Raw genomic sequence first — 26,282 nt, 5'->3', positions numbered from 1 at the left:
TATACTGCCGCCTCCAGGCCGACACCATCTCAACGGCAAGCTCCCTGGGGAGCGAGAATCGACCGGGCATGTGTCCGGTCGAACTGAAACTCAGACTTGAAGGAATCATATTTGCGCAAGAAAGCAGCGATTATCGCTTCGCTCGCAGCCTTTGGCGTCCTTGCCGTCGGCGCCGGGCCAGTTCTCGCCGATGGGATGCCGCCGGGCATGCCGGACCTTGAGCAGACGCTCAAGGCGAAGCCGGCGCCGGCTCGGTCCGACACGGCCCAGATGCAAGGAATGCGACACCGCGAAGTGCCGATGCACGGTGAGATGATGCAGGACCATCGGATCGCTATGCGGGAGATGGGAACCCAGGACGGAGCCTCCCGCATGTTGCGTAGGTCGCGGGGCGGTTGCTGACCCTGCACTTAAGCCAGCTCCGATCACGAGGCTGGGTGGCCAACGACCGTGGCCTGGTTCAACTGCAGCTTTGGCCCGCCGTTCTCCCACGGCGGGCCAATTGGTTTTTGCACTTCGCTGTCGGCCGCCATCAAGCGGGATCATGAATTCGCTTGACCTTGGACCATGGTCCACCCCGCACGATCCCGCGCATGCTAGTCGCGATCCAAAGCGGATTCGTAAGTTACGTATACAGACTGCGTCTCGCTAGCAGCATTGAAGCTTCGGAATTGCCGGGATCGGAACGTCGATCGGGCAACAGGACGAACACTCGGAGACCCTCAATGCGACAGACGACATTTCTAGCGGCGACCGTCAGCCTCTTCGCGACGCTAACCTTCGCCGCCGGCACCGCTCTCGCCCAGTCGACGCCCGCGCCCGCGCAGACTGCGCCGGCCCATGCCCACCAGCAGGGCATGGATCATGGCGGGCAGCAGATGCACGATCAGATGATGAAGGATCATCAGGCCGGCGCGCAGAAGCAGCAGGGGCAACCGGCCCAGCAGGATCAACAGGGCATGTCGGGGATGGCCGGCATGTCCGGCGGCTCGCCTGCATCGAACGGCTCGGGCATGGCCGGTAAGGCGAAGAGTGGCTGCTGCAAGATGCCGATGAAGAAGGCCAAGCCGGCGGCGAAGAAGAAGACCGCCAAGCCCATGGCCGACAAGCCGATGAGCGACATGTGAAGTTTCCAGCCCCGATAAAACACCCCCCGGGGCTGAGGGCCCGCCGCCGCCCCCGCGGCGGGCCAGTTCTTTGACGATGCCCAGCGTCGCCCGTGCTCCCGGCCTTCAAAACCGGGTCCGAGCGTCTGACGTGACAGAGGAAACAGCGATGCGAAATCATCTTGGCGTCGGTGCTGCTATTGGCTTTCTGCTCTTTGGCAGCACGCCCCTCCTCGCACAGGGTATCGGCCATAGCTTGTTCATGCGCGGCAAGATCGTCCGTATGGATGCGGGCGGCACAGTGGCCTGCCTGGGCAAGGCCGATGGCGCGCACATCGGGCAGATACTCGAAGTCTATCACGCAACGCCGCGCCACCGCCGCCTTGTCGGTCATGTCGAAGTCGACCAGATTTTCGACGACCATTACGCTCATTTCCGCGTGAGGGACGGGACGTTTCAGAAAGGCGATTGGGTGAGCCTAAAGCGCGCCCGGGCGTAACGCCAGAATTGGAATGCCAATCGCCGCCCTCGCCAAAAGAAGACTCGGCCGAGTAACGCCTGTCTCGGCATAATTCCGATCAGGCGTGCGCGAATAGGTTCAGGAGTCGATGAATATTCATCGGCTCCGTTGGCGTGTCCGACCCTTAAAGCCCGCGACACCGATACCAGACTACCTTCTGCGGAACTTACTTATAGGCCGCCCGGGCAAAGAGACTACTCCGTCAGGCCATCGATAGAGATGGAGTCAGGTTATGTTCGAGAAGGCGATCGGGACCATTAACGCGGCGGCCTCCTTCCGACACCGCTATGATAATTTCATCGGAGGCCGCTGGAGCGCTCCTGCGAGCGGCGAGTATTTCGCCGACAAGAGCCCGATCAATGGCGCCCAGATCGCCGAGTTCGCGCTGTCGACGCCGGAAGATGTCGAGCGCGCGCTCGATGCGGCGCACGCCGCCAAGGATCAATGGGCAAGGATCGCGCCCGCCGAGCGCGCCAGGATTCTCAATCGCGTCGCCGACCGGCTCGAGGATAATCTGGAGCTGCTGGCGCTTGCCGAGACGATCGACAATGGCAAGCCGATCCGCGAGACCCGCGCTGCCGACGTGCCGCTTGCAATCGACCATTTCCGCTACTTCGCCGGCTGCATCCGGGCGGAGGAAGGCGGCATCTCGACGATCGATGCCGACACCATCGCCTATCATTTCCGCGAGCCGCTCGGCGTCGTCGGCCAGATCATCCCGTGGAACTTCCCGCTGCTGATGGCGGCGTGGAAGATCGCCCCGGCGCTGGCGGCGGGCAACTGCACCGTCATCAAGCCCGCATCCCAGACGCCGCTCACCTTGCTGATGTTCGCCGAGCTCACCGCCGACATCCTGCCGCCCGGCGTGCTCAATGTCGTCACCGGCCCGGGACGGACCGTCGGCCAGGCGATCGCCGCCAATCCGCGCATCGCCAAGGTCTCGTTCACCGGCGAGACCGTCACCGGCAAGCAGATCATGCACGCCGCGGCGGACCATCTGATCCCCCAGACGATGGAGCTTGGCGGCAAGTCGCCCAACATCTTCATGGCGGACGTGCTCGACGAGGACGATGCCTTCTTCGACAAGGCGCTCGAAGGCTTTACTTTGTTCGCCTTCAACAAGGGCGAGGTCTGTACCTGCCCGTCGCGCGCCCTGATCCATGAGTCGATCTTCGACCGCTTCATCGAGCGCGCCGTGGCGCGCGTCGCCGCGATCCGCCAGGGCGATCCGCTCGACCCGTCGGTCCAGGTCGGCGCGCAGGCGTCGGAGGACCAGCTCCACAAGATCCTGGGCTATATCGATATCGGCAAGGCCGAGGGCGCGCAGTGTCTGGTCGGTGGCGCCAGGGCGCTGCCGGGCGGTGCGCTCGACCAGGGCTATTTCGTACAGCCGACCGTGTTCGTGGGTCAGAACCACATGCGCATCTTCCAGGAGGAGATCTTCGGTCCCGTCCTGGCGGTCACCACCTTCAAGACGGTCGAGGAGGCGATCGCACTTGCCAACGACACCGCCTACGGTCTTGGCGCGGGCGTCTGGACCCGGAGCGGCAACACCGCCTACCGTCTGGGCCGCGCGATCGAGGCCGGGCGGGTCTGGACCAACTGCTATCACCAGTACCCCGCCCATGCCGCCTTCGGCGGATACAAGGCGTCGGGCTTCGGGCGTGAAAATCACCGGATGATGCTCGACCATTATCAGCAGACCAAGAACCTGCTCGTCTCCTATGACGAGCACGCGCTCGGCCTGTTCTGACCCCTCGCTCAAAAGGAGAAACGGACATGGCGAAAACCATGAAGGCGGCGGTCGTCCGCGAATTCGGCAAGCCCCTGGTCATCGAGGACGCGCCGATCCCGACGGTCGGCCCCGGGCAGATCCTGGTCAAGATTGCGGCAACCGGCGTGTGCCATACCGACCTGCACGCGGCAGAAGGGGACTGGCCGGTCAAACCCAACCCGCCCTTCATTCCTGGCCATGAAGGCGTCGGGCATGTCGCCGCCGTCGGTGCGGGCGTCACCCATGTGAAGGAAGGCGACCGGGTCGGTGTGCCCTGGCTCTACACCGCCTGCGGGCATTGCGTGCATTGCCTGGGTGGCTGGGAGACGCTTTGCCACGAACAGCAGAACACCGGCTATTCGGTCAATGGCAGCTTTGCCGAATATGTCCTCGCCGATCCCAACTATGTTGGTCACCTTCCCGACAATGTCGACTTCCTCGACATTGCGCCGATCCTCTGCGCGGGCGTCACCGTCTACAAGGGATTGAAGGCCACCGAGGCCCGACCCGGCGAGTGGGTGGTCGTCTCAGGGATCGGCGGGCTCGGCCACATGGCGGTGCAATATGCCCGTGCCATGGGTCTCAATGTGGCCGCGGTCGACATCGACGATAGCAAGCTCGACCTCGCTACACGCCTTGGCGCCACACTGACGGTCAACGCGCACAGCGAGGACCCTTCGGCAGCGCTCAAGAAGGCGATAGGCGGCGCGCACGGAGCGCTCGTCACCGCCGTTTCGCCCAAGGCGTTCCAGCAGGCGCTCGGCATGGTCCGGCGCGGCGGCACGGTCGCGCTCAATGGTCTGCCGCCGGGCGACTTCCCGCTGTCGATCTTCGACACCGTGCTGAACGGCATTACCGTGCGAGGCTCGATCGTCGGCACGCGGCTCGATCTGCTCGAGGCACTGGCGTTCGCCGGCGACGGCAAGGTCAAGGCCACGGTCCATGCAGACAAGCTGGAGAACATCAACGACGTCTTCTCCCGCATGCACCATGGCGACATCGAGGGCCGGATCGTCCTCGACCTCGCCTGAACCCGACTTCGCGAAAGTACAGTTCATGTCTCCCTTACATATCCGGCCGATCGCACGGCGCCGTTTCGTCCAGGGGCTGGCGATCGGCGGCGCGGTTGCCGGCTTCGCCCCGGCGCTTCTCGCGCGATCCGCCCCAGTCTCGCCCGCCGAGCTTAGCGGGACCGAGTTCGACCTCGAGATCGCCGAGCTGCCAGTCAACTTCACCGGCAAACGCCGTATCGCGACCGCCGTGAACGGCAGCGTGCCCGCGCCGGTCCTGCGCCTGCGCGAAGGCGACACGGTCACGCTCCGTGTGCGCAACGGCCTCAAGGAGATGTCGAGCATCCATTGGCACGGCATCATCGTGCCGGCGGAGATGGACGGCGTGCCCGGCATCAGCTTTGCCGGCATCGCGCCGGGCGAGACCTTCACCTATCGCTTCGAGGTCCGCCAGAGCGGAACCTACTGGTATCACGCTCACACGCTCGCCGAGCAGACGGGACTCTATGGAGCGATCATCGTGGAGCCAAAACAGGTGCCGACGGCGCGGGCGCCCGATCGCGACTATTGCATCGTGCTCAGCGACTGGTCGGACGAGCCGCCGTTGCAGATCTTCCTCAATCTCAAGAAGCAGAGCAGCTACTATAATTTTGCGCAGCCGACCGCCGGCGATTTCCTCAAGGATGTCGGCACCATGGGCTTGGGCAAGGCGCTCGAGCGGCGGCGGATGTGGAACAGCTCGCGGATGAACCCGACCGACTACAGCGATGTCTCTGCCGCGACCTACACCTATCTGATGAACGGCGCGCCGCCCGCCGGCAACTGGACCGGTATCGCCGCGCCCGGCGAGCGCGTGCGCCTGCGCTTCGTCGGCGCGGGGACGGCGACGTTCTTCGACGTGCGGATCCCCGGGGTCGAGCTGACGGTCGTATCGACCGACGGGCAGCCGGTCGAGCCGGTCACGGTCGAGGAATTCCGGATCGGCCCGGGCGAGACCTACGACGTCGAGTTCACCATGCCCGAGGGCGGCGCCCGCACCATCTTCGCGCAGGCGATCGATCGGAGCGGCTATGCGCGTGGCACGATCGCACCGGCCCCGGGCATGGCGGCAGCCGTGCCGCCGCTCGATGCCCGGACCTGGCTCGAGCCGGTCGACATGATGGGCGCGATGGCGACGATGGGCGCAATGGGAGGCGACGCGCATGCCGGGCACGGCATGACCGAGATGCCGGCCAGGGCACGGCACGCCCGCACCGAATATGGCGCCAATACCGACATGCGCGTCGACTATCCGCGCACCAATCTCGACGATCCCGGCGCCGGGCTGCGCGGGCGCGGCTGGCGCGTGCTGACGCTGGCCGATCTGCGCACGCCGGGCGGCGATCCCGACCCGCGCGAGCCCGAGCGCGACATCGAGCTGCATCTGACGGGCAATATGGAACGGTTCATCTGGTCGCTCGACGGCATCAAGCTCAACGATTCCAGGCCGCTTCATTTCAAGCCAAACGAGCGGCTGCGCGTCACCTTCGTCAACGACACGATGATGGCGCATCCGATGCATCTGCACGGCATGTGGAGCGATGTCGAAGGCCCGGACGGCGCCTTCCAGGTCCGCAAGCATACGGTCGTGGTCCAGCCCGCCCAGCGGGTGAGCTTCCGCGTCACCGCCGACGCCATGGGCCGATGGGCCTTCCACTGCCATCTGCTCTATCACATGGCGGCCGGCATGTTCCGGGAGGTGGTGGTCGCATGATCCGGATTTTCCCCTCGCGCGGCATCGCTCTTGGCGCTGCCCTCTTCCTGGCGCCGGCGATCACGGCTCCCGCCCTCGCGCAGGATGCCTCGCCCCCGTCGCCCGCCGCCACCCCTGCCCAAACGGCCACTCCCGCTCAGCACACCCCTTCCGCGCAAGGCTCTCAGGACCATGCGGGCATGGACATGCCGGGCATGGATATGACCGACACGAAGGCGTCCGGTAACGGCGCCACGATGGACATGGGCTCGATGCAGGGTGGCAAGGCCCCGCCGGACGCGCGCAACTCGGACGATTATGCCGACGGCTATCGCAACTCGACGCTGCCGGGCTATGAGATGGCCGACAAGCTCTCGATCCCCAAGATACTTGTCGATGAGCTCGAATTCGCCAGCGGCAACGAGGGTCAGGGCGTGGGTTGGACCGTGCTCGTCACCAAGGGTCAGGACAATGACAAGCTCTGGCTGCGCAGCCAGGGCCTCAAGAACTCCCGCGACCAACGTCTCGATCCGGAGAGCAGCGTCGAGGCGCTGTGGTGGCACAGCAAGAACCCGTTCTGGGGCACGCTGCTCGGGGTCAGGCAGGATCTCGGCAAGGGCGCGACGACATGGCTGGCCGCCGGCGTCGAGGGACTGGCGCCTTATTGGTTCGACGTCCAGCTCACCGGCTATGTAGGGACCGATGGGCGTCTCGCGGCGCGCGCCAAGGCCTCCTATGAGGTCCTGTTCACCAATCGGTTGATCCTCACACCGCAGGTAGAGACCAATATCTATTCGAAGCGGTCGAGCGATCGGCAGCTCGGCAGCGGCTTCAGCAATGTCGAGCTGAGCGGACGGTTGCGCTACGAGGTGTCGCGCAAGTTCGCGCCCTATATCGGCTTCGTCTGGGAGCGCGCATTTGACGGCACGGCCGATTTCCGTCGCCTGCGCAGGGAAGGGCCTTCCGAACACAGGCTGGTGATCGGCTTGCGCGCCTGGTGGTGATCCGCGGATGGCCACTCGAGGGATCGACCGCGAACGCGCCGCGTGACAAGGCTGGATCGCAAGCCAACGGTCGCTGGCCGGCCTCCTTTTTCGTCTTGTTGCTCGCGGCGGCTGCGGCGTCGGCGGGACAGACGGCCATTCTCGCCTTCCTTCCGGCACTGGTCGACCCGGCTCGTGGCGCGCTATCGTCAAGCGCTCATGATTTTCACGTCGCGAGCCTGACCGCGGTCCATCCCCTGGCAGCCTTGCTGGCGGCGCCGCTCTGGGGCTGGATCGCGGACCGGGTCGACTATCGGGCGATGTTGCGCGCAGCGCTGGTCATCCTCGCGCTGGTGACCGCGCCGATCGGCCTCGTCGGGTTGCCTGAGCTTTATGCATTGCGTCTGGTGGCGGGGATGGCGTCGGCCGCCATCATACCGTTGGGCTTGCTCTGCGCGAGCTTTGCCGCAAGCGGGCGCGCGGACCAGGCGCGCCGCTTCACCTGGCTGACCGCCTTCGTGTTTCTGGGCGATCTCGCCGGTCCGCTGGTGGCGGAGGTCTCGGCCGCGATCCTGCCCCGCGCTCCCCTCATGATCCTCGCTCTCGGCATCGGTGCCGTCGGGGCGGCGCTTTGCGCCGTGCGTCTGCCGCGCTGGTGTGCACCTTGCATCGATGGCGGAGACCTGCCCGCGCCTACGCTCGGCGCGACGTTGATCCTGCTTTTTATCACGATCGTCGCGGGCGGCGGGCTGGCGGCGATGCATGTCAATCTCCTGGTGACGCGGAGCGCCATTTCGCTGAGCCGCGAAGAGATCGCCTGGATGCTCAGTCTCTGCGGATTGGGCATGCTGGCGGCACAGATCTTCCATGCAAAGCTGGATTGGCTGGTCACTGTGCCGAGGCGGCTTGCCGGATTGACGCTGGGCCTGCTGGCTGTGGCACTTTTCATGTTTCCTGTCGCCGCGAGTATGGCCGAGCTCAGTGGGATCATCGTTGCTGCCGGCTGGAGCTCGGCAACCCTTCGATTGGTCACCAGCTTCTGGATCAGCGGCGGCGGGGCCCCTTCAGGCGTGAAGCTCGGTTTCCAGCATTCCGCCGCCAGCATCGGGCAGGCGCTCGCGCCGCTGGCGATAGCCATCGTCGCTCCCGGGGCGCAGCCGCTCGTTCTGTGGGGGATTGGTGGTCTATCGCTAGCGCTGCTTGTGTCCCTGCCGCTAGCCTGGAGGCCGCCCGCCATCGTAAAATCATCTGCGTGATGAGGGGAGGGGCGCATTGATGCGTATAGAAAAGAAGGGGCCTCTGCCCCATGCTTATCGTTCTTCCGGGAGTCATTTCATGAAGACCCGCCTATTCGTCGCCTTGCTGTTCCTCGCCATGCCCGGCGTAGCGCTTGCGGCCAGTGATATCGTCGTCCACCGGGATCCGGGATGTGGATGTTGCGAGAAGTGGGCGCAGGCCGTGCGCGCGAAGCTGGGACGCAAGGTCGTCATGCGTGACGATGCGTCGCGCAGCGAGCTTCAGCGCAAGGCCGGCATGCCCCGGACGCTGGCATCTTGCCACAGCGCGATCGTCGATGGCTATATGATCGAGGGCCATGTCCCGATATCCGACGTCAAGCGCTTGCTGGCGACCCGTCCTGCGGGCGTCAAAGGCATTGCGGTTGCGGGGATGCCGATCGGTTCGGAGGGCATGGAAGTGGCAGGCGCTGCCCGCCAACCCTATACGGTGGTGGCCTTCGGCAGCGCCGGTCAGCGAATTTTCGCCCGCCATTGATATCGCGCGGTTTGCAGCATCCTGCAGAATTGCCCGGTGGTAGAGGACCCCGCTGTCGAGTGTAGAACCTTGTGTCAAGCGAGCTGATGGCGTCCCTACCCCTACCTACACTGAAAAAGCAACGATTTGTCTTGTAAGTTGTTCGCGGTCGTCTCCCTGATTTGCCTGAATTTGGCCCAAAATGTGGAACGATTGTGGGACCGTTTGCCCACCGAAAGTGTGAGAACGGCCCCAACATTCCCGATCAGGGCCCCGAACCGATGGCACTCACAGCATTGAAGGTGAAAAACGCGAAGCCCGGTCGCCATGTCGATAGCCGGGGCTTTGCCTGATTGCACTTTGCGTTCGCTTGCATTACATCGTCATGCAGAAAGGAAATCGACATGGCCGCAAACGCTCTTGTGCAGACCCGGATCGACGGAGCGGTGAAGGAGGAAGCCGCGACCGTGCTGGCTGCTATGGGGCTGACCGTCTCCGATGCCGTGCGCCTGATGCTGACCCGCGTTGCCCGCGACAAGGCCTTGCCGTTTGAACCGCTGGTGCCCAATGCCGAGACGATCGAGGCCATGAAGGAAGCGCGCGAGGGAAAGGGCAAGCGGTTCGCCACGGTGGTCGACCTGATGGCCGACCTCAATGCGGACGATTGAACGCTTCGGGCGGTTCAAGCGCGACTACAAGCGGGAGAAGAAGGGGCAGCACGCCAAGACGCTGGACGCTGACCTGATCCCGATCATCGAGGCGCTGGCATCCGACGAGCCGCTTGAACCGCGCCACCGCGACCATGCGCTGACCGGCGACTGGCGCGACCATCGCGATTGCCACATAAAGCCCGACCTCGTGCTGATTTACCGCAAGCCCGATGACGACACCTTGCAGCTTGTGCGCTTGGGATCGCACGCGGAATTGGGTTGGTGACGCCCGCGCATGGCGAGCTTATACGTTTGTCGGGTATGTCAGCCAGAGGCACGATTACGGGTTAGGTGTGATCAGCGAGCATCCGATGCCAACAAGCTTTTGCAGAAGACATCAATCGCAGAGATGCATTCGGCAGGCGCTGCTTGAAACAAAAATGAGGGCCATAAATCACTTTCACCCTCAAATTCTGACAAATTTGCCGTTAGTTCACGACTGGTGAGCGAGAAATGAGCCGATCGCGTTGGGCTTGAAGAGCCGACCGCTCGCTCCACCGTCGTGACCCCTACGTTGATGACCGGCGGATGCTGGCCCGGTAGACGATGCTGCCGAGAGCGACGACGACGCCCATGATGGCAAAAGATTCCATGCTCGAATGGCTCAAAAGCCAGATCGTGAGAAGGAAGGCGGAGTGCCGGCGCTGGGCCGAGCACCACACCCATCCCGAGCGCGGCGATATCACCGTGGCCTAGGCGCTGGAGATGGAGCGGCCTGTCCTGCAGCCGATCCTGGCGCCCTTCGATGGCTTCCATGAGAGCGAGCATGCCGTCACCGGCACCTGCCTCATCAGCTTCGACCGCAACCGCTACTCGGTCATGTCCAGGGCGGCGCGGCGCACGGTGCAGGTGCGCGCCTATGCGGGCCGGATGGTCATCCGCTGCGGCGAAGAGATCGTCGGGGAACATGAGCGTCACTTCGGGCGGAACCGCACCATTTACGATCCCTGGCATTATCTGCCGGTTCTGGCCCACAAGCCCGGTGCCCTGCGCAACGGCGCGCCGTTCCAGGACTGGGAGTTGCCGCCATCCCTCCATCGCCTGCGACGCAGGCTGGGGCACGGGGATGAGGCGGATCGCAGGTTCGTGCGGGTGCTCTCGGCCGTGCTCACCGATGGCTGGAGCAGGTCGAGGCGGCGGTGCGCGAAGCGCTGGCGAGCGGAACGGTCAGCGACGACCTGATCCTCAACATCCTCTCCCGTCGCCGCGAGCCGGCGACGCCCCATAGCATCGTCACTTCGGAAGACCGGATGCTGAGTCACCCGCCGATCGCCGACTGTGCCAGCTATGACCGACTGCGAGGCTATGATGCAGCGGCATGAGATGATCGACACAATGCGCGGCCTGGGCCTCAAGGGCATGGTGGCCGCGTTCGACGAGGCCGTCACCACCGGCCTCCAGCGCCAGCGCACCACCATGGAGATCCTGACCGATCTGCTCCGCGCGGAAGCCACCCATCGCGACGCCGCCTCGATCCGATATCGCATGACGGCCGCGCGGCTGCCGGTGGTGAAGGACCTGGAGCGGTTCAGCTTCGAAGGGACGCCGATCAACGAGGGACTGATCCGCTCCCTGCATGATGGCTCCTTCCTACCGGCGCGTCGCAACATCGTGCTCGTCGGCGGCACGGGCACCGGCAAGACCCACCTCGCCATCGCGATTACCGCCAACGTCGTGCGCAAAGGGGCTCGGGCACGATACTTCAACACCGTCGATCTGGTGACACGCCTCGAAGAGGAGGCCCGGATCGGCAAGGGCGGGACCCTGGCGGGACAGCTCTCACGGCTCGACCTGGTGGTGCTCGATGAGTTGGGATATCTGCCGTTCGCGCGCTCTGGTGGCCAGCTCCTGTTCCACCTGATCAGCAAGCTCTACGAACGCACCAGCGTCGTTATCACGACCAACCTCGCCTTCGGCGAATGGCCTACCGTGTTCGGGGATCCCAAAATGACCACGGCTCTGCTCGACCGCGTCACTCATCACTGCGATATCGTCGAGACCGGCAACGACAGCTGGCGCTTCAAAAACCGCAGTTGTCATCGGTCCTGCAATTCTCCGCAAAAGTGGGCTTTGAAAATTCCCTAGTTGGTGGCCCCTTCATCTCATTCTGCCGGGGCTAGCCCCGGCAGAATGAGATGAGCCGACATCGTCCTCATCTCCTTTGCAGACGCGGAGACGGGGCCGATGATCCGACTTGGAGAATTGATGATGATCCTCGAGCTACATCGGCAGGGCGTATCGATATCCGCCATCGCCCGACGCACTGGTCGCGATCCCAAGACCATCCGCAAATATATTGAACGGGGCGTCGAAGCCCCGGTCTATGGCCCACGCGCATTGGGGCGGCCGAACAAGCTGGCGCCCTATCTGGAATTTCTGCGTGAGCGGGTTACGGCCTTTCCCGATCTGACGGCGGCGCGCCTGACGCGTGAAATCCGTGAGCTGGGCTATATGGGCGCCTATACCGCTGTGAAGCGGTTCCTGGCAGCGATCCGACCAGAAAATGGCCCCAAGCCCTTCGAGGTTCGGTTCGAGACGCCGCCTGGCGTGCAGGCGCAGGTCGACTTCGCCCGGTTCGTCGTCGATTTTACCGATGAACCCGGCATCAGCCGGATTGTCTGGCTGTTCAGCCTGGTGCTGGGGCATTCGCGCTTCCTGTTCGCGCGCTATGTCATGCACCAGGATCTCCAAACCCTGTTGCGCTGCCATATGCAGGCCTTTGAAGCGATCGGAGGCGTCCCGATCGAGATCCTCTACGATCGCATGAAAACCGCCGTGACCGGGGAAGACGATCAGGGGCACATCATCTACAATCGATCATTGCTGGCTCTGGCGGGGCATTATCGCTTCGTTCCGCGCGCCTGTCGCCCCTATCGGGCCAAGACCAAGGGAAAGGTCGAGCGGCCGTTCAGCTACATCCGCAAAGACTTCTTCCTCGGGCGGAGCTTCCGCAATCTGGAAGATCTCAATGTCCAGCTTATCGACTGGCTCGATACCGTCGCTAACGTCCGTGTCCACGGCACGACGCAGCGGATCATCGCCCACGCCTTTGCCGCCGAGCAGCCTGAGTTGCAGTTGCTCCCGGCGGGGCGCTTCGACGCGGTTCTGAAGCTGGAGCGCCGGGTCAGCCACGATGGAATGGTCTCTGTCGGCGGCAACTATTACAGCGTCCCCGACCGCTCCCGGCGCGTCGTCGAAATCCAGCAACTGCCTGACAAGATCCGGATCATCGACCTGGGCAATGTCATTGCCGAGCATCCTGTCCTGGAGGGGCGCCGGCAGTACAGGATCGATCCTGCGCATCGGACAGGTGGCAGCGGCGCTAAGCGTCGTCACCACGCAAAGGATGCAATCACCATTGGCCGTATCGGCGAGCATGTCGCCGTGCGCTCCCTTGCTATCTATCAGGCGATCGGCAGCCAACTGGCGCGGGGAGAACGGCCATGAACCATGGGGGAGCCGCGTCCCGCGTCGATAATATCCGCCGCAGTCTGGTCCATCTCAAAATGCCGCGCGCCCTGGAAATGCTCGACGCCACCCTGCGCGGGATCGAGCAGGGCAAGATCGATGGCGTCGAGGCGATCGACATATTGCTAAACGAAGAACTGTCGTTGCGGGAGAACCGCAGGATCAAGGCAGCCCTGCGCATGGCCAGGCTGCCGATCATCAAGACGCTGGACGGATATGACTTCTCCTTCCAGCCATCGCTCGACCGCAACCGGATCCTGGCGCTCGCCGGCCTGGACTTCATCAACCGGGCCGAGGTCGTGCATCTGCTGGGGCCGCCGGGCACCGGGAAAAGCCATATCGCCACCGCCCTCGCCGTCGAGGCGGTGAAGGCGGGCAAAAGCGTCTACTTCATCCCGCTTGCCGATCTGATCGCTGCGCTGGCCAAGGCTGAACGCGAGGGCACGTTGCGCGAAAGGATCCGCTTCCTGTGCCGCTCCTCCTTGCTCGTCGTCGACGAGATCGGATATCTCCCTGTCACGCCGGGCGGCGGCAACCTGTTCTTCCAGCTCGTCAACGCCCGATACGAAAAGGGCGCCATGATCCTCACATCCAACCGCGGCTTTGCCGAATGGGGCGAGGTCTTTGGCGATCCTGTGGTGGCGACGGCCTTGTTGGACCGCCTCCTTCACCATGCCGTTGTCATCCAGATCGAGGGCTCGAGCTATCGTATGCGACAGCACGCCGACCTGCTGCCTGAGCATGCGCGCGCAACTCCATCCATCAACCCACCGCCCTTGCCGAAACGGCGCGGCCGACCGCCAGCAAAGGAAAAGCCAGATCTCCATCACGGCTGATCACCGACACAGACCGTCCCGCCAAACTAGGGAATTTTAGATGCCCACTTTTGCGGAATCTTCGCCGCCCGTTGACAGCAGTTAGCCGCCACTCTCACCCCAGCTTCAAAACGAACTTGCGCTGTGTACGCCTCCGGCCGGGCTACGCCCGACCTCCGCCGCACACAGCGCAGGGCATCAACCCTCCGCTCAATCTCGAAAAGGGGGTCCCCCTTCAACGCCTATACGGGGTCCCGTTTGCGCGCCGTTTGACAAAGTGAATGGCAGACTGCCGATCACCCCGGCATTGCTGCTGACCGCGAATTATACCTACACCGATTCCGTCCGGAAGGGTGGCGGCGAGCCCGCTTTCGACGGCAGTTCGCTTGACGGAACGCCGCTCGACAAGACGCCCAGGCACATGGCCAACGTTCGCCTGGACTGGCAAGCGACCGAGCAGATCGCGGCCTATGTGCTCGGCTACTACTCGGGCAAGCAGACTTTCAGCGGGTTCCGCAACGGCGCGCTCAACACCCGCACCCGTGAAGGGAGCACGACCTTCGATGTCGGCATCAATTTCACGATCAATGAGAATTTCGCGCTGAGGGCGGCGGTGCTCAACGTCACCGACAAGATCGTGCCGGTCGATGACCGCGGCCGGTTTGATGGTCTCGACGGCAACTGGATGCTCGATGAAGGGCGCCGCTTTTGGGGCACGGCAACGATCAGCTTCTGATCGATCAGGCCGGCCTTCTGCCTTCGCGTTCGAATATTCGCTGAATGCAGAGAGTCGGCCCCTTTTCATCCATGGATCCCGATTCAAGAAACGTTTCTAAAGTCAGAATTCAGTGATCAGTGGATTCGATCTCCGTAAGGAGCGGGGTGGGAGCACATAACCCTGACCGGCGAAGAATATCGCTGGCCAAAATTCTTAGCGTAGGATTTGGTCCCCTCCTGGAAACGCACCATGATCGCCATGTGCGGCATCGAGCGCGTCAGTCGCATTTGCGCCCGATGCCAACTGTCATGGATCCGTCCAAGCTGGTGACGGGGCGCGAAACGGCGCGGCAGTTTTTGCCCTTGCGGGGACGCCGGAGGGCTTTGCGCTCAGAGGCTGTCATGCACACCTGTTCATACAGCCATTATCAGCAAAAGCTTGCCCATCGACGCGCACGCGGCGCCGGTAACGGGATTGGTACCGAGACTTTTCCTCCGGCGATAGCGACTGGAATGAACAGTCCCGTGAGCCGGGCGGCATCTGAGCAATCGCGGGCGAGGATAGAGCAGCCATCGACCCGGCTGCCAGACCTGCGAACAGAAGTTTGGTGCGCATGGACAAAAGGTTCACCGAAACTCGCATCCAAGTGTGGCGTTTGTCGACAGAACGTGGCTAGCCCACGAGCAAGGGTTGGCTGGGACTGCGCGGCATCGGACTCCTCGATCGATCACTGTGCAATTTGCGCCTCGCTGTCGTCAGACCGGGGTCTGAGCCAAAGACTGGCGACAAACCAGGCGAGCGCTACCGCCCCGGCAGAAAAGACGATATCTCCAGGAACCCTCAGCCACACCAGCAGATCGACCACCGGTTGCTGCATGAACTCGGCCGAGCGAGCGTACCAGTAGCCCTTGTCAATCGCGGCGGTCAGCTGAAGCGTACCAAGTGGCAGCAAGGTCAGGAGCGCCATCAACGCAAGGCCGATGTTGAAGCACCAAAAGCTCGTCTTCAGCACGCCTTCGTTCCAGATCAGGTTCGGCAACATGCCACGCAGGCAGAACAGGACGAGCCCGACGCCCAACATGCCGTATACGCCGAACAATGCGGTGTGTCCGTGCAGCGGCGTCAGATTGAGACCCTGCATGTAATAGAGCGACAGCGGCGGATTGATGAGGAAGCCGAACAGGCCTGCTCCGACGAGATTCCAGAAGGATACCGCCAGGAAGAACATGACGGGCCATTTATAACGCTGCATCCAGGGTGTCGCGCTGCTCAGCTTCCAGTGTTCATAAGCTTCGAAGCCAATATAGGCGAGCGGCACGACCTCGAGCGCTGAGAAGCTCGCGCCAAGCGCCAGCACCGCGATCGAGGTTCCCGCGAAGTAGAGATGGTGCAACGTTCCCAGCACTCCGCCTGCCATGAAGATGATCGTGGCAAACAAGACGGCGACCGTGGCGGTGGGTGTCGGAATGAGGCCGAGGCGCGTGAAGAGGAAGGCGATGACCGCGGTGGCGAACACCTCGAAAAAGCCTTCGACCCACAGATGGACCACCCACCAACGCCAATATTCAATCATGGAGAGCGCTGTATGCTCATTCCAGAACAGCCCGGCACCGTAGAAGAGTCCGATGGCTACGGCGGATAGGAAAAACAGCATCGTGATGTGGCGGGATTCGGACTTCTCTTTGAGCGCAGGCCAGAGCGCCCGGCCGACGAGCACAAGCCAGAGCATCAGGCCGATGAAGAGAAACCACTGCCAGAAGCGCCCCATATCGACATATTCCCAGCCCTGGTGTCCGAACCAGAAGTTCCTCTCCAGTCCCAGTTTCTGCATCACCGCGAGCCATTGCCCGGCAAAGGAGCCCACGACGATAATCAGGAGGCAGGCCCAGAGGATGTTGGCACCCAGAGCCTGGAACCTCGGTTCATGGCCCGAGATCGCAGGAGCTATGTAGAGGCCCGTTCCCAGCCAGGCTGTCGCGATCCACAGCACGGCAAGCTGCGTGTGCCAGGTGCGGGTGATCGAATAAGGCAGGATCTCGGCCGCTTCATAGCCATAAACCAGCTGCCCCTCGACCTGATAGTGGGCCGTCATTGCACCCAGCATGATCTGCGCGAGAAACAGTGCGAGAACGACCCAGAAATATTTGGCTGTCGCCCGCATCGAAGGCGTCACCGCGATCTCGCGCAGCGGATCTTTCGCGGGGAGGTCGTGCTCCTTCTCCCTTCGTCCGTGCGTCACCGCATGGTGCCAACCCAACAGCGCGATGCCGGCAAGCAGGAAGGTGACGCTGAAGGCCGACCAGATGAATGTACTTGATGGTGGGCGATTCCCGACCAGCGGCTCGCTCGGCCAGTTGTTCGTATACGTTGTCGTCCGCCCTTGTCGTTCCGTTGTGGCCGCCCAGGCCGTCCACCAGAAGAAGGAGGTCATGGCGGCTCGGTGCCCTGCGTCGGGGACCGTATCGTTCTTCATGGCATAGTTTTCGCGCAGCTCGGCCGTGGCGGGGTCGTTGCCGAACAGATTGACGTAGTGCTTTGCCACCCGCTCGATTGCCACCGCGCGATCGTTGCTGATCGTGATGGTATCCGTGCTCGCTTCAAACGTGTTTCGGCGCATTTCCGTTTGCAGCCGCCGCTGGAGGAGCGCCTTGTGTTCCTCGTTTAAACTCTCAAAGGCGCCGCCCAGATCCCGCTGTGCCCAGAGATCGAGAAGTGCCAGTGATTCCCGGTGCAACCAGTCGGCTGACCAATCGGGCGCTACGTAGCCGCCGTGTCCCCAGATCGAGCCCAGTTGCATGCCGCCCATAGATTGCCAGACCTGGCGGCCACGCTGCATCTCGGCACGGGTGAAGACGGTTTCGCCGTTTGCGGTCACGACCTTGGCGGGAAGCGGCGGCGCCTGAATGCTGATGTCGCGGCCAACCAGAAGCAGGACGGCAAAAGAGACTGCCAGCAATGATAGAAGCCAAATCCAGAGCTGACGTGTTCGATCCATGGTTCTCCCCTATGGGCTACGAGGCGGTACAGCAAAGCGACTAGCGCGCTGCGCGCCGTGCCATCATGCCGCCCGTGATCAATTCTTCCTGGGGGCAGGCTGATCCGATTGAACGACCGGACCGCCTTCCGCTTCCCACCGGTCGACACAGTCGCAATCGTCATAGGCATCGACCGCCAAGGTCTCGGCGCCGGCTTTTGCCTGTGATCCTTCTACAGGCGGAAAGAGGATCGTCAGAAGCAGCACAGAGTTTTCCGCGCCCTTGACCGAGTGCGGCGCGCCTCCTTCGAGATAGACCCACTGGTTACGCCGCAGTTCGATCGAGCTTGCGCTGAGCTCGACTTTCACATGGCCCTCGAGGCAATGCAGCATGATGCTGCCCGGCACCTGATGCTGGCGCATTTCGGTGCCGCTCGGGATCACCAGCCGGATGGTTTCGAAATGGTCCGCCTTCACGATCGCTGTGGAATGTTCTTCATGTGTCGTCACGTTCTCGGGCAAGAGATCGACGACTTCTCCGGGCGCTGCGTGGTGAAGGGCCATATCGTTCAATTCCTTTCCGTGTTCGTGGTTTTATGATTGGAGCAAGACGGGCAAGCGGACTGCCGCGTGCGGTCCGGCTTGGAGCGTCCAGCGCGCAATACCTTTACCCATCGCGCGCCGATTTGGAGTCCTGCGGCGATCCATGACCGCGACGCGCGGCGACGACCGTCAAAGGGAGCGGGATCGACCGGTTCACCACATTCTGGACAGAACATGTCACGTTCCTCCTTTTCGGCTTCGATGCGCCAAGACGTCAATCATCCATCTGGCGCCGCAGGGGTTTCGAACCGATCGGCCGCGTTACGCTCGAAGAGCGACGCGAGATCTCGCCGCTTCGTCAGCAGGTCGGCAAGCGTATAGCGGTCAAGTACCGCCAGGAACGCGCCGAGCGCCTCCTTCAGCACGCCCGTCAGCCCACATGCAGGCGCGACCACGCATCCGCCGCAGTCAACGAGATCGAAGCCGTCCTCGGTCTGGCGTATGAGTGCGCCGATGTTGATCTCTTCGGGCGGCCGCCCCAGGCGGATGCCGCCCGACCGTCCACGCACACTCTCCACATCACCACTGCGTGCGAGTTGGTTCACCACCTTCATCAAGTGATTCTGCGAGATTCCGTAGGCCTGCGCGACCTCACCGATCGAGCACAGGCGGTCAGGCCGCGCGCCCAGATAGAGCAGCACGCGCATCGAATAGTCGGTGAACAGGGTCAGTTTCATGGGGCGTTCCCACTCTCTTCCTCAGCTCGTCGCATTAAGATGTATTCATCTTGCATGTTTTCAGGGAAAAGTATAGATGCATTCGGGATACATGATTGGAGTCGGGCGAATGACCGAGCTGGAACTGAAGGATGAGGCGCTCAAGCAGCTTGTCGACGCCTTCTACGCGCGCGTTCGCGCAGATGCCGACCTGGGGCCGATTTTCAACGACGCGATCGATGACTGGCCGGAACATCTCGAAAAGCTGGCGGCGTTCTGGTCATCCGTCATGCTCGCCAGTGGCCGATACAAGGGCCAGCCCGTGCCAGCGCACCTGAAGCACAGGTCGAGGATAACGCCAGCGCTTTTCGACCGCTGGCTCGCGCTGTGGGACTGTACGACAAACGAGATGATGGCGCCCGACGCAGCTGCGGCTCTGCAGGCGAAAGCGAAGCGGATTGCCGAGAGCCTGCAGCTTGCCATGTTTTTTCGGCTCGATCGGCCAAGCGTCGCTGACGGCGAGGCCGGGTCCATTCATTGCGAACGGCGAGTACCCACCCATGCCTGACATTCTACCCTATCGTTCGACGCCGGTGTTCGATCAGGACACGCTCCCGGCCGCCCTGCGGGCACGCCATGATACCAAGGCGGGTGTCTGGGGTTTGATCCGCGTTCTGGAGGGTGAGCTTCGGCTGACCTATCTCGATCCACCGTCGGAGGTTGTCCTGACGCCCGAACGGCCCGGATTGATCTTGCCGCAGCAGCCGCACTTCGTGACGCCCATCGGCGCCATGAAAATGCGGGTCGATTTCTATGATCAGCCGCCCGGCGCCTGATCGCCGGGAAACTCGAATCCCTTCCAACAAGGAGAAGTTTATGTCGCAGCCCCTCAGCGATCAGACCATCGCGCTCGTCAAGGCGACGGTCCCCGCGCTCGAAGCGCATGGTCTGGATATCGTGCATGAAATGTATTCCAGGATGTTCCAGAACCCGGACATTCGCGATCTTTTCAACCAGTCGCATCATGGTGACGCCGGTTCGCAGCCGCGCGCGCTCACCGGCGCCATTCTCGCCTATGCCAGCAATATCGACAATCTCGGCGCGCTGGCTCCCGCGGTCGAGCGCATCGCGCAAAAGCATGTCGGTCTCCAGATACTGCCGGAGCACTATCCGCACGTCGCCGAAGCACTGCTCGGTGCGATCAAGGCGGTGCTGGGCGATGCGGCGACCGACGAAATCCTCGGGGCCTGGGGGGAAGCTTACTGGTTTCTCGCCAATATCCTGATCGCGCGGGAACAGCGCGTCTACACCGAACAGAAGGACGCGGCCGGCGGCTGGAACGGCTGGCGCGATTTCCGCGTCGAAGACGTTGTGCGCGAAAGCAGCGTCATCAATTCCTTTGTCCTTCGCCCCGTCGACGGCGGCCCCGTCATGCGCCACAAGCCGGGCCAGTATCTTACCTTCTGGCTCGAAATTCCCGGACATCCGCCGGTCAAGCGCAACTACTCGATTTCGGCCGCCGCCAATGGCGAAACCTATCGCATTTCGGTCAAGCGCGAGCCGCAAGGGCTCGCGTCGGGCTGGTTGCACGACGAGGCGAAACCCGGGACGATCCTGAAGGTGGCCGCGCCTGCTGGCGAATTCTTCCTCGCCGATCATGTCGAACGGCCGGTCGTACTGCTGTCGGGCGGCGTGGGCCTGACGCCGATGGTGGCGATGCTCGAAGCCCTCGTTCAGAACGGCGCCGAAGTGCCGGTTCATTACATCCACGGCACGCATGACCGCGACACCCATGCGATGCGCGACCATGTCCGCGCTGTGGCGAGCCATGGCCAATCGATCGCGATCACCGATTTTCACCAGACCCCGCTCGAGGATGAAACAGAGGGCAGCGACTACGATGTGGCCGGCATAATTACCGATGAATGGTTGGTCGCCAGCACACCGGTCGCACAAGCGGACTATTACATCTGCGGGCCGCGTCCGTTCCTGCGTCATGCGGTCTCGACCCTGTCGCTGGCGGGTGTGCCGTCGGACAGGATCCACTATGAGTTCTTCGGCCCGGCCGACGAACTGCTCGCGGCCTGAGGGAGCGGAGGCATGGACGACATCATCCTGGCCCGGGCCGTTCATGTCCTGGCGGTCCTTGTCTGGATCGGCGGCGTGGCGTTCGTGACGCTTGTGGTGATGCCGTCCGTGCGCGCCGCCAATCCGCCGGCGGAGCGGCTGGCGGCCTTTCATCGACTGGAGGGGCGCTTTGCGGCGCAGGCGCGCATCTGGGTGCTATTGGCAGGACTGAGCGGCTTCTGGATGATCTATCGCGCGCAGATGTGGGACCGCTTTTTCGATCTTCGCTTCTGGTGGATGCATGCGATGGTAGGGCTGTGGGCCGTGTTCGCCGCGATGCTTTTCGTGATCGAGCCGCTGTTTCTCCACCGCCGAATGATGACATCGGTCAAGCCCGCCGCAGATTTTGCCCGAATGGAGACACTTCACCGAATATTGCTGGGTATCGCGGCTGTCACGGTTCTCGGCGCAGTGGCGGGAAGCCACGGGTTCTAGACTGCGCTTTTCGTGTGGTTCCAAAATTCAGTGGCTGTCTCCCAAGAGGGGATCAGATATCCGCCGGGGCCGCCCGCGCCAATCCAGCCCAATCTTCCGCCCGCCATCGGACGTTCGTGGTTCGGAACCATCCTATGCGAAGTCGATTCCCACAGGACTGCCGCTCGAAGCCCTCCCATTATTGCCGATGCCATGGGTTCCGCCTGACCTGCTCTCTTCCGCTCCAATCGCACAGCAAAGTGAAACGCCATGTTCAACAAGCCATTCAAAGCCGTACTGGCGATGACCATGCTCGCGCTCGGCGGCTGCGCGACAGGCGCGCGATACGTCGATCCCCAAGCCCCCATTGCGGAGCTGAGAGACAAGGTCGTAACCGGCAACGCATCCTATCGACAGCGCATCGCTCTGCCCGCCCGCGCGAAATTCAACGTGAGACTGCTGGACGTTTCGCGCGCCGATGCGAGATCGGTGATCATTGCCAAGGAAACGCGCGAGACAGCAGGGCAGCAGGTTCCTTTGCCATTTTCGATTAGGGTGAAGGAACAGGACTTGAAGACCAACATGCGTTACGCAGTCCGTGCGACGATTACCGATCCCGAGGGCAACCCGATATGGACCACGGATACGGTTCATTCGGTCGATCCCACGCGGTTCGAGCAGGATCTGGGGACGCTCAATATGGTTCGCGTTGGTGACCGCCCGGCGGCTTCAGGCTTGATCGGCCCGCAATTCAAGGTGGAGGACATCAATCAGACCGGTCTGATCGACAAATCCAATGTGACGGTGCAGTTTTCGCAAGACGGCCGAGTGAGCGGATCGGCCGGCTGCAACAGGTTCACCGGCGACTATTCGATCGAGGAACAGTCGCTTCGGATCGGACCGCTCGCCGTGACGCGCCGGGCTTGCGTGCCGGCGCTCGGGAACCAGGAAACCAGGTTCCTGGCCATTCTGCAGGATGTGACCTCATGGTCCGTCAACAGCAATGGGTCAGTGCTCTTCCGTGCCGACGACGGACGATACCTGGCGGCGATACGCTGATTCGACCGCAGTATGCTGAAGAGCGGCTGCCGCTCAGTCCTGACCGATCGGAGACGGAGGTCGAGCCAGTCTTGGACACAGGCTTAACGGTCCAAGAGCTTGATCGGCAAAAGTCCATTGCGCCGTCGCCAAACACAGGTTCAAATTCGGCCGCGATGCGTGGCGAGCGACGCTGACCACTGATTTTTTGGTGTTTACCGCGGGAGACGGCAGGGCAATAGTTGGGAACTTCCGTCCGACCCGCGTGTTGCTGGTTCGGCGCGAGCTGTGTTCCCATCGGGAGCGAACCTGCTGCTGCGCTGTCAGCCCGTGGCGATGACCGATGAGGGGGGAAATAGATCGGCCATGATACTGACCTTGACCGAGACCGAACGCCAGATCGCGCTCGCCATTTCCGTTGCCGTCGGTCTGTGCGGCCTCGTTCTCGCAGCGGCAGGCAATCAGGACACAATGGAAATCCACGGCTGGCTGATCCTGGCCATTGCCGCCATTTGCGCCATCATCGTAATCCGCGGCATCTGGGGACCGGAACCGCCAAAATCCCGTTTGCAAAGCTACTATGACGAGCCCATCAAGGCCGGCATCATCGCCAGCATGGCTTGGGCGGTGGTGGCGATGTTCGTGGGGGTCTGGGTCGCCGCGCTGCTGGCATTCCCTGACCTGACGTTTGACAGTGCCTGGGCGAGCTTCGGCCGCTTGCGACCGGTGCACACCAGCGGCGTGATCTTCGGCTTTGGCGGCAACGCGCTCATCGCCACCTCGCTGCATGTCGTGCAGCGGACCTCGCGGGCGCGTCTTCCCGATCAGCTTTCGGCCTGGTTCGTGCTGGTGGGCTACAACCTGTTCTGCATCCTCGCGGCCAGCGGTTATCTGCTCGGGGTTACCCAATCGAAGGAATATGCCGAGGCCGAATGGTATGCCGACATCTGGCTGGTGATCGTCTGGGTGACCTACTTCATCCTCTACATCCGGACGCTCGCACGCCGCAAGGAACCACACATTTATGTGGCCAACTGGTACTTCATGGCCTTCATTCTCGTCGTCGCGATACTCCATATCATCAACAATCTCGCGATTCCGGTCTCGCTGGGCCATGCGAAGAGCTACACCATCTGGTCGGGCGTCCAGGATGCTATGGTGCAGTGGTGGTATGGTCATAACGCCGTCGCCTTCTTCCTGACGGCGGGCTTCCTGGGCATGCTCTATTACTACCTGCCCATCCGGGCCCAGCGGCCGATCTTCTCCTACCGTCTCTCGATCCTGAGCTTTTGGGGCATTACCTTCTTCTACATGTGGGCGGGTTCCCACCACCTTCATTATACCGCCCTACCGCACTGGGTTCAGACGCTGGGCATGACCTTCTCGGTGATGCTCCTCGTGCCGTCATGGGCTTCGGCTGGCAACGCCTTGCTAACATTGAACGGCGCCTGGCACCGCGTGCGCGATGATGCGACGCTCCGCTTCATGATGGTCGCGGCGGTGTTTTATGGCATCTCGACCTTTGAAGGTTCGTTCCTCGCCATCCGGCCCGTCAATTCGCTTTCGCATTACACCGACTGGACGGTTGGCCATGTTCACGCCGGCGCGCTCGGCTGGGTGGCGCTCATCACCTTCGGCTCGCTCTACACGCTGGTGCCGTCCTTGTGGAAGCGCGAGGCGATGTATTCGCCCGCCTTGGTCGAGTGGCACTTCTGGCTCTCGCTTGCCGGCACTCTTGTCTACATTTTTGCCATGTGGAACTCGGGCATCATCCAGGGCCTGATGTGGCGGACCTATACGGAGGAAGGCACGCTAGCCTACTCCTTCCTGGATTCGCTCAGAGCCATGTATCCCTATTACATCGCGCGTACGCTCGGCGGCCTTCTGTTCCTGATCGGTGCTGTGATCGGCGCCTACAATATGTGGAGGACCATTCGCGCCGCCTCGGCCCAGGCGCCGTTCGAAGGCGACGTCCCGCTACAGGCCGCGACGGCGGCGGGGAGGGCCTGAGCCGTGGCGGAACTGTTTCATCGCAAGCTCGAACGTTCGGCGATCGGCTTCGTGCTCGCCATCATCGCGGCTGCCAGTGTCGGCGGCCTCGTCGAGATCGCTCCGCTTTTCACGATCGACGAGACGGTCGAGGAGGCGCCAGACATGCGGCTCTACACGCCGCTCGAACTGGCGGGGCGAAACATCTATGTGCGCGAAGGATGCTATGCCTGTCACAGCCAGATGATCCGGACGCTGCAGGACGAAGTTGAGCGCTATGGTCCCTATTCGCTCGCGGTCGAATCCAAATATGACCATCCGATGCTCTGGGGTTCGAAGCGCACCGGACCCGACCTCGCCCGCGTTGGCGGCAAATATTCCGATTTCTGGCACGTCGCCCATCTGACCAATCCGCGCGATGTGGTGCCCGATTCCAATATGCCGGCCTATCCCTGGCTGGCGCGGACGCCCTTGCGCCTCGCTGATCTGCCCTTGCACCTCAAGGCGCTGCGGGCCGCGGGGGTGCCCTACACCGATGCCATGATCGAGAATGCGAGCGTCGATGCCTTCGACCAGGCGACACCGGAAAGCTCGACCTCGTCCGGTATCACCGAGCGGTATGGCGAAGAAACGCAGGTTCGCGTGTTCGACGATGTGGCGACCGAGGTCACCGAGATGGACGCGCTCGTCGCCTATCTTCAGGTTCTCGGCCGGCTGACCGACGTGCCGTACAAGAATACGGCCGCGCCGCAGAAGCCGCCAGAGCCGGTGAAATGACATGAGGAGGCAGGCATGGACATAAGCCACGAGGCTCTTGTTGCATTCTCGAAAAGCTGGGGGCTGTTCTACCTCATCGGTCTGATGATCGGTGTCCTCATTTATACGTTCCGGCCGTCCAATCGTGGCAAGTTCAACCGAGCCAAACAAAGCGTTCTCGATCAGGACGACAAGCCATGGACGTAGAGCGCGATCCCGTCAGCGGTCATGAAACGACCGGCCATGTCTGGAATGGCATCAAGGAGCTCGATACGCCGGTCCCCAAGGGTGTGCTGATTTTTCTGATCGTCACCCATCTCTTCGCTTTCGCCTGGTGGATTCTCATGCCGACTTGGCCCTTGGGCGACACCTACACCAAGGGAATTCTCAACATCGACCAGCGCACCTCGGTCGAAAAGCACCTGGTCGATTCGCAGGCGGGACGGGCCGACTGGATAAAGCGGATCGAAAGCGAGAACCTCGAGCAGATCGCGGCCGACCCCCGGCTCATGACCATCGTGCGTAGCACCGGCCACCGGTTGTTCGGCGACAACTGCGCCGCCTGCCACGGCATTAATGCCAAGGGGGGTTATGGTTATCCCGATCTGACCGATGACGACTGGATCTGGGGCGGCGACCTTGAGACGATCGCGCAGACCATGCGCGTTGGGGTCAATGTGGAGCATCCGCAGGGGCGCGTCTCGCAGATGCCCTCGTTCGGACGCGACGGGATACTCGATGCCGATCAGGTCAGTCTGGCGGCCAACTATGTCTACGCCTTGTCGCATCCCAAGTTCGTGACGAATGCCAATCGGACGTCGATTGTATCGGGGCGCGAGGTCTTCATGGCCAATTGCGCGATTTGCCATGGCGAGGATGCGCGCGGGAAGCGCGATGTCGGCGCTCCCAATCTGACGGACGCGCGTTGGATCTATGGAGGAGACATCGATCAGATCGTGGAGACCGTCCATGGCGGACGCCAGGGGCATATGCCGACATGGGACGAGCGGCTTACGGACTCGGATATCAAGATATTGGCGCTCTATGTTCATTCGCTGAGCGCGCCTCAGCGATGACGGCCATGCGATCCCGATCCCGGTGGCTGGTCTGGACGCTGGTGGCAGCAGGCCTTTTGCT

The 26,282-nt window shown here is 62.6% G+C and carries 27 protein-coding genes and 1 pseudogene; 24 read left to right on the top strand and 4 right to left on the bottom strand.

Going from position 1 to position 26,282, the window contains the following annotated elements; translation table 11 throughout:
* Nucleotides 1-105: 105 nt before the first annotated feature.
* Nucleotides 106-327: a hypothetical protein gene (locus YP76_RS28880; RefSeq protein ID WP_046765852.1), complete on the bottom strand. Its 222-nt coding sequence runs from the start codon at nucleotides 325-327 to the stop codon at nucleotides 106-108.
* A 398-nt stretch (nucleotides 328-725) separates the two neighbouring features.
* Here YP76_RS28880 and YP76_RS28420 point away from each other — a divergent pair, with 398 nt between their 5' ends.
* The 15 genes and pseudogenes from YP76_RS28420 (at nucleotide 726) to YP76_RS22955 (ending at nucleotide 14,606) form a co-directional block, all read left to right on the top strand.
* Complete coding sequence (locus YP76_RS28420) at nucleotides 726-1,127, top strand: hypothetical protein (protein ID WP_061934281.1); 402 nt, start codon at nucleotides 726-728, stop codon at nucleotides 1,125-1,127.
* Between the two features lie 148 nt (nucleotides 1,128-1,275).
* On the top strand, nucleotides 1,276-1,605 hold the full coding sequence (locus tag YP76_RS23020; RefSeq protein ID WP_025549143.1) for a hypothetical protein: 330 nt from the start codon (nucleotides 1,276-1,278) through the stop codon (nucleotides 1,603-1,605).
* A 253-nt stretch (nucleotides 1,606-1,858) separates the two neighbouring features.
* Entirely contained in the window at nucleotides 1,859-3,379 is a 1,521-nt protein-coding gene (locus YP76_RS23015; protein WP_025549141.1) for an aldehyde dehydrogenase family protein, read from the top strand.
* Between the two features lie 26 nt (nucleotides 3,380-3,405).
* On the top strand, nucleotides 3,406-4,431 hold the full coding sequence (gene adhP / locus YP76_RS23010; protein WP_007683342.1) for an alcohol dehydrogenase AdhP: 1,026 nt from the start codon (nucleotides 3,406-3,408) through the stop codon (nucleotides 4,429-4,431).
* Nucleotides 4,432-4,456: 25 nt separating this feature from the next.
* Complete coding sequence (locus YP76_RS23005; protein ID WP_021238859.1) at nucleotides 4,457-6,163, top strand: copper resistance system multicopper oxidase; 1,707 nt, start codon at nucleotides 4,457-4,459, stop codon at nucleotides 6,161-6,163.
* A complete protein-coding gene (locus tag YP76_RS23000) occupies nucleotides 6,160-7,146 on the top strand; it encodes a copper resistance protein B (RefSeq protein WP_004212678.1) in 987 nt (328 codons plus the stop codon). The genes YP76_RS23005 and YP76_RS23000 overlap by 4 nt, the downstream gene beginning before the upstream one ends.
* Complete coding sequence (locus YP76_RS22995; protein WP_007683345.1) at nucleotides 7,140-8,381, top strand: MFS transporter; 1,242 nt, start codon at nucleotides 7,140-7,142, stop codon at nucleotides 8,379-8,381. The genes YP76_RS23000 and YP76_RS22995 overlap by 7 nt, the downstream gene beginning before the upstream one ends.
* Before the next feature lie 79 nt (nucleotides 8,382-8,460).
* The gene (locus YP76_RS22990) at nucleotides 8,461-8,898 is read left to right on the top strand and encodes a DUF411 domain-containing protein (RefSeq protein WP_007683347.1); all 438 of its coding nucleotides are present in this window, start codon (nucleotides 8,461-8,463) and stop codon (nucleotides 8,896-8,898) included.
* Nucleotides 8,899-9,281: 383 nt separating this feature from the next.
* Nucleotides 9,282-9,545, top strand: coding sequence for a type II toxin-antitoxin system RelB/DinJ family antitoxin (locus YP76_RS22985; protein WP_004212689.1), 264 nt, complete (start codon nucleotides 9,282-9,284; stop codon nucleotides 9,543-9,545).
* On the top strand, nucleotides 9,532-9,813 hold the full coding sequence (locus YP76_RS22980; RefSeq protein WP_004212690.1) for a type II toxin-antitoxin system YafQ family toxin: 282 nt from the start codon (nucleotides 9,532-9,534) through the stop codon (nucleotides 9,811-9,813). Before YP76_RS22985 ends, YP76_RS22980 begins: the two co-directional genes overlap by 14 nt.
* Nucleotides 9,814-10,214: 401 nt before the next feature.
* Nucleotides 10,215-10,909 (top strand): annotated as a pseudogene (locus YP76_RS22975) (Mu transposase domain-containing protein); the annotation flags it as partial.
* The gene (gene istB / locus YP76_RS22970) at nucleotides 10,896-11,672 is read left to right on the top strand and encodes an IS21-like element helper ATPase IstB (RefSeq protein WP_046765851.1); all 777 of its coding nucleotides are present in this window, start codon (nucleotides 10,896-10,898) and stop codon (nucleotides 11,670-11,672) included. The pseudogene YP76_RS22975 and the gene istB (YP76_RS22970), both read left to right, overlap by 14 nt.
* A 99-nt stretch (nucleotides 11,673-11,771) precedes the next feature.
* Nucleotides 11,772-13,034: an IS21 family transposase gene (gene istA, locus YP76_RS22965; protein ID WP_046764955.1), complete on the top strand. Its 1,263-nt coding sequence runs from the start codon at nucleotides 11,772-11,774 to the stop codon at nucleotides 13,032-13,034.
* The gene (gene istB, locus YP76_RS22960; protein WP_046764954.1) at nucleotides 13,031-13,891 is read left to right on the top strand and encodes an IS21-like element helper ATPase IstB; all 861 of its coding nucleotides are present in this window, start codon (nucleotides 13,031-13,033) and stop codon (nucleotides 13,889-13,891) included. The genes istA and istB (YP76_RS22960) overlap by 4 nt, the downstream gene beginning before the upstream one ends.
* Nucleotides 13,892-14,147: 256 nt before the next feature.
* Nucleotides 14,148-14,606, top strand: coding sequence for a TonB-dependent receptor domain-containing protein (locus YP76_RS22955; protein WP_004212694.1), 459 nt, complete (start codon nucleotides 14,148-14,150; stop codon nucleotides 14,604-14,606).
* 709 nt (nucleotides 14,607-15,315) lie between these two features.
* On the opposite strand, the gene YP76_RS22950 is transcribed toward YP76_RS22955, so the two are convergent.
* The 3 genes from YP76_RS22950 to YP76_RS22940 form a co-directional block, all read right to left on the bottom strand.
* Nucleotides 15,316-17,583: a nitric-oxide reductase large subunit gene (locus tag YP76_RS22950; RefSeq protein WP_025549136.1), complete on the bottom strand. Its 2,268-nt coding sequence runs from the start codon at nucleotides 17,581-17,583 to the stop codon at nucleotides 15,316-15,318.
* Between the two features lie 78 nt (nucleotides 17,584-17,661).
* Entirely contained in the window at nucleotides 17,662-18,072 is a 411-nt protein-coding gene (locus YP76_RS22945; RefSeq protein ID WP_232307696.1) for a cupin domain-containing protein, read from the bottom strand.
* Nucleotides 18,073-18,383: 311 nt separating this feature from the next.
* Nucleotides 18,384-18,842, bottom strand: a complete 459-nt coding sequence (locus YP76_RS22940; protein WP_004212699.1) for an Rrf2 family transcriptional regulator — start codon at nucleotides 18,840-18,842, stop codon at nucleotides 18,384-18,386.
* A 109-nt stretch (nucleotides 18,843-18,951) separates the two neighbouring features.
* Between YP76_RS22940 and YP76_RS22935 the strand changes: the two genes are divergently transcribed.
* From YP76_RS22935 to ccoP, 9 genes are all read left to right on the top strand, one after another.
* The gene (locus tag YP76_RS22935) at nucleotides 18,952-19,389 is read left to right on the top strand and encodes a group III truncated hemoglobin (protein ID WP_004212701.1); all 438 of its coding nucleotides are present in this window, start codon (nucleotides 18,952-18,954) and stop codon (nucleotides 19,387-19,389) included.
* Nucleotides 19,382-19,657, top strand: a complete 276-nt coding sequence (locus tag YP76_RS22930) for a DUF1971 domain-containing protein (RefSeq protein ID WP_004212703.1) — start codon at nucleotides 19,382-19,384, stop codon at nucleotides 19,655-19,657. Before YP76_RS22935 ends, YP76_RS22930 begins: the two co-directional genes overlap by 8 nt.
* Nucleotides 19,658-19,697: 40 nt before the next feature.
* On the top strand, nucleotides 19,698-20,909 hold the full coding sequence (gene hmpA, locus YP76_RS22925) for an NO-inducible flavohemoprotein (protein WP_004212704.1): 1,212 nt from the start codon (nucleotides 19,698-19,700) through the stop codon (nucleotides 20,907-20,909).
* Between the two features lie 12 nt (nucleotides 20,910-20,921).
* Nucleotides 20,922-21,383, top strand: coding sequence for a hypothetical protein (locus YP76_RS22920; RefSeq protein WP_004212706.1), 462 nt, complete (start codon nucleotides 20,922-20,924; stop codon nucleotides 21,381-21,383).
* A 249-nt stretch (nucleotides 21,384-21,632) separates the two neighbouring features.
* Nucleotides 21,633-22,421, top strand: a complete 789-nt coding sequence (locus YP76_RS28875) for a YbaY family lipoprotein (RefSeq protein ID WP_046765850.1) — start codon at nucleotides 21,633-21,635, stop codon at nucleotides 22,419-22,421.
* A 345-nt stretch (nucleotides 22,422-22,766) separates the two neighbouring features.
* Entirely contained in the window at nucleotides 22,767-24,410 is a 1,644-nt protein-coding gene (gene ccoN, locus YP76_RS22910; protein WP_004212708.1) for a cytochrome-c oxidase, cbb3-type subunit I, read from the top strand.
* A gap of 3 nt (nucleotides 24,411-24,413) precedes the next feature.
* On the top strand, nucleotides 24,414-25,166 hold the full coding sequence (gene ccoO / locus YP76_RS22905; protein WP_004212709.1) for a cytochrome-c oxidase, cbb3-type subunit II: 753 nt from the start codon (nucleotides 24,414-24,416) through the stop codon (nucleotides 25,164-25,166).
* 15 nt (nucleotides 25,167-25,181) lie between these two features.
* On the top strand, nucleotides 25,182-25,352 hold the full coding sequence (locus YP76_RS22900) for a cbb3-type cytochrome c oxidase subunit 3 (RefSeq protein WP_004212711.1): 171 nt from the start codon (nucleotides 25,182-25,184) through the stop codon (nucleotides 25,350-25,352).
* Entirely contained in the window at nucleotides 25,343-26,221 is an 879-nt protein-coding gene (gene ccoP / locus YP76_RS22895; RefSeq protein WP_004212713.1) for a cytochrome-c oxidase, cbb3-type subunit III, read from the top strand. Before YP76_RS22900 ends, ccoP begins: the two co-directional genes overlap by 10 nt.
* The last annotated feature ends 61 nt before the right edge of the window (nucleotides 26,222-26,282 follow it).

Source organism: Sphingobium chungbukense, assembly GCF_001005725.1.
GTDB lineage: Bacteria > Pseudomonadota > Alphaproteobacteria > Sphingomonadales > Sphingomonadaceae > Sphingobium > Sphingobium chungbukense.
The sequence above is the reverse complement of the archived record's forward strand: the minus strand, read 5'-3'. Positions and strand labels throughout refer to the sequence as shown.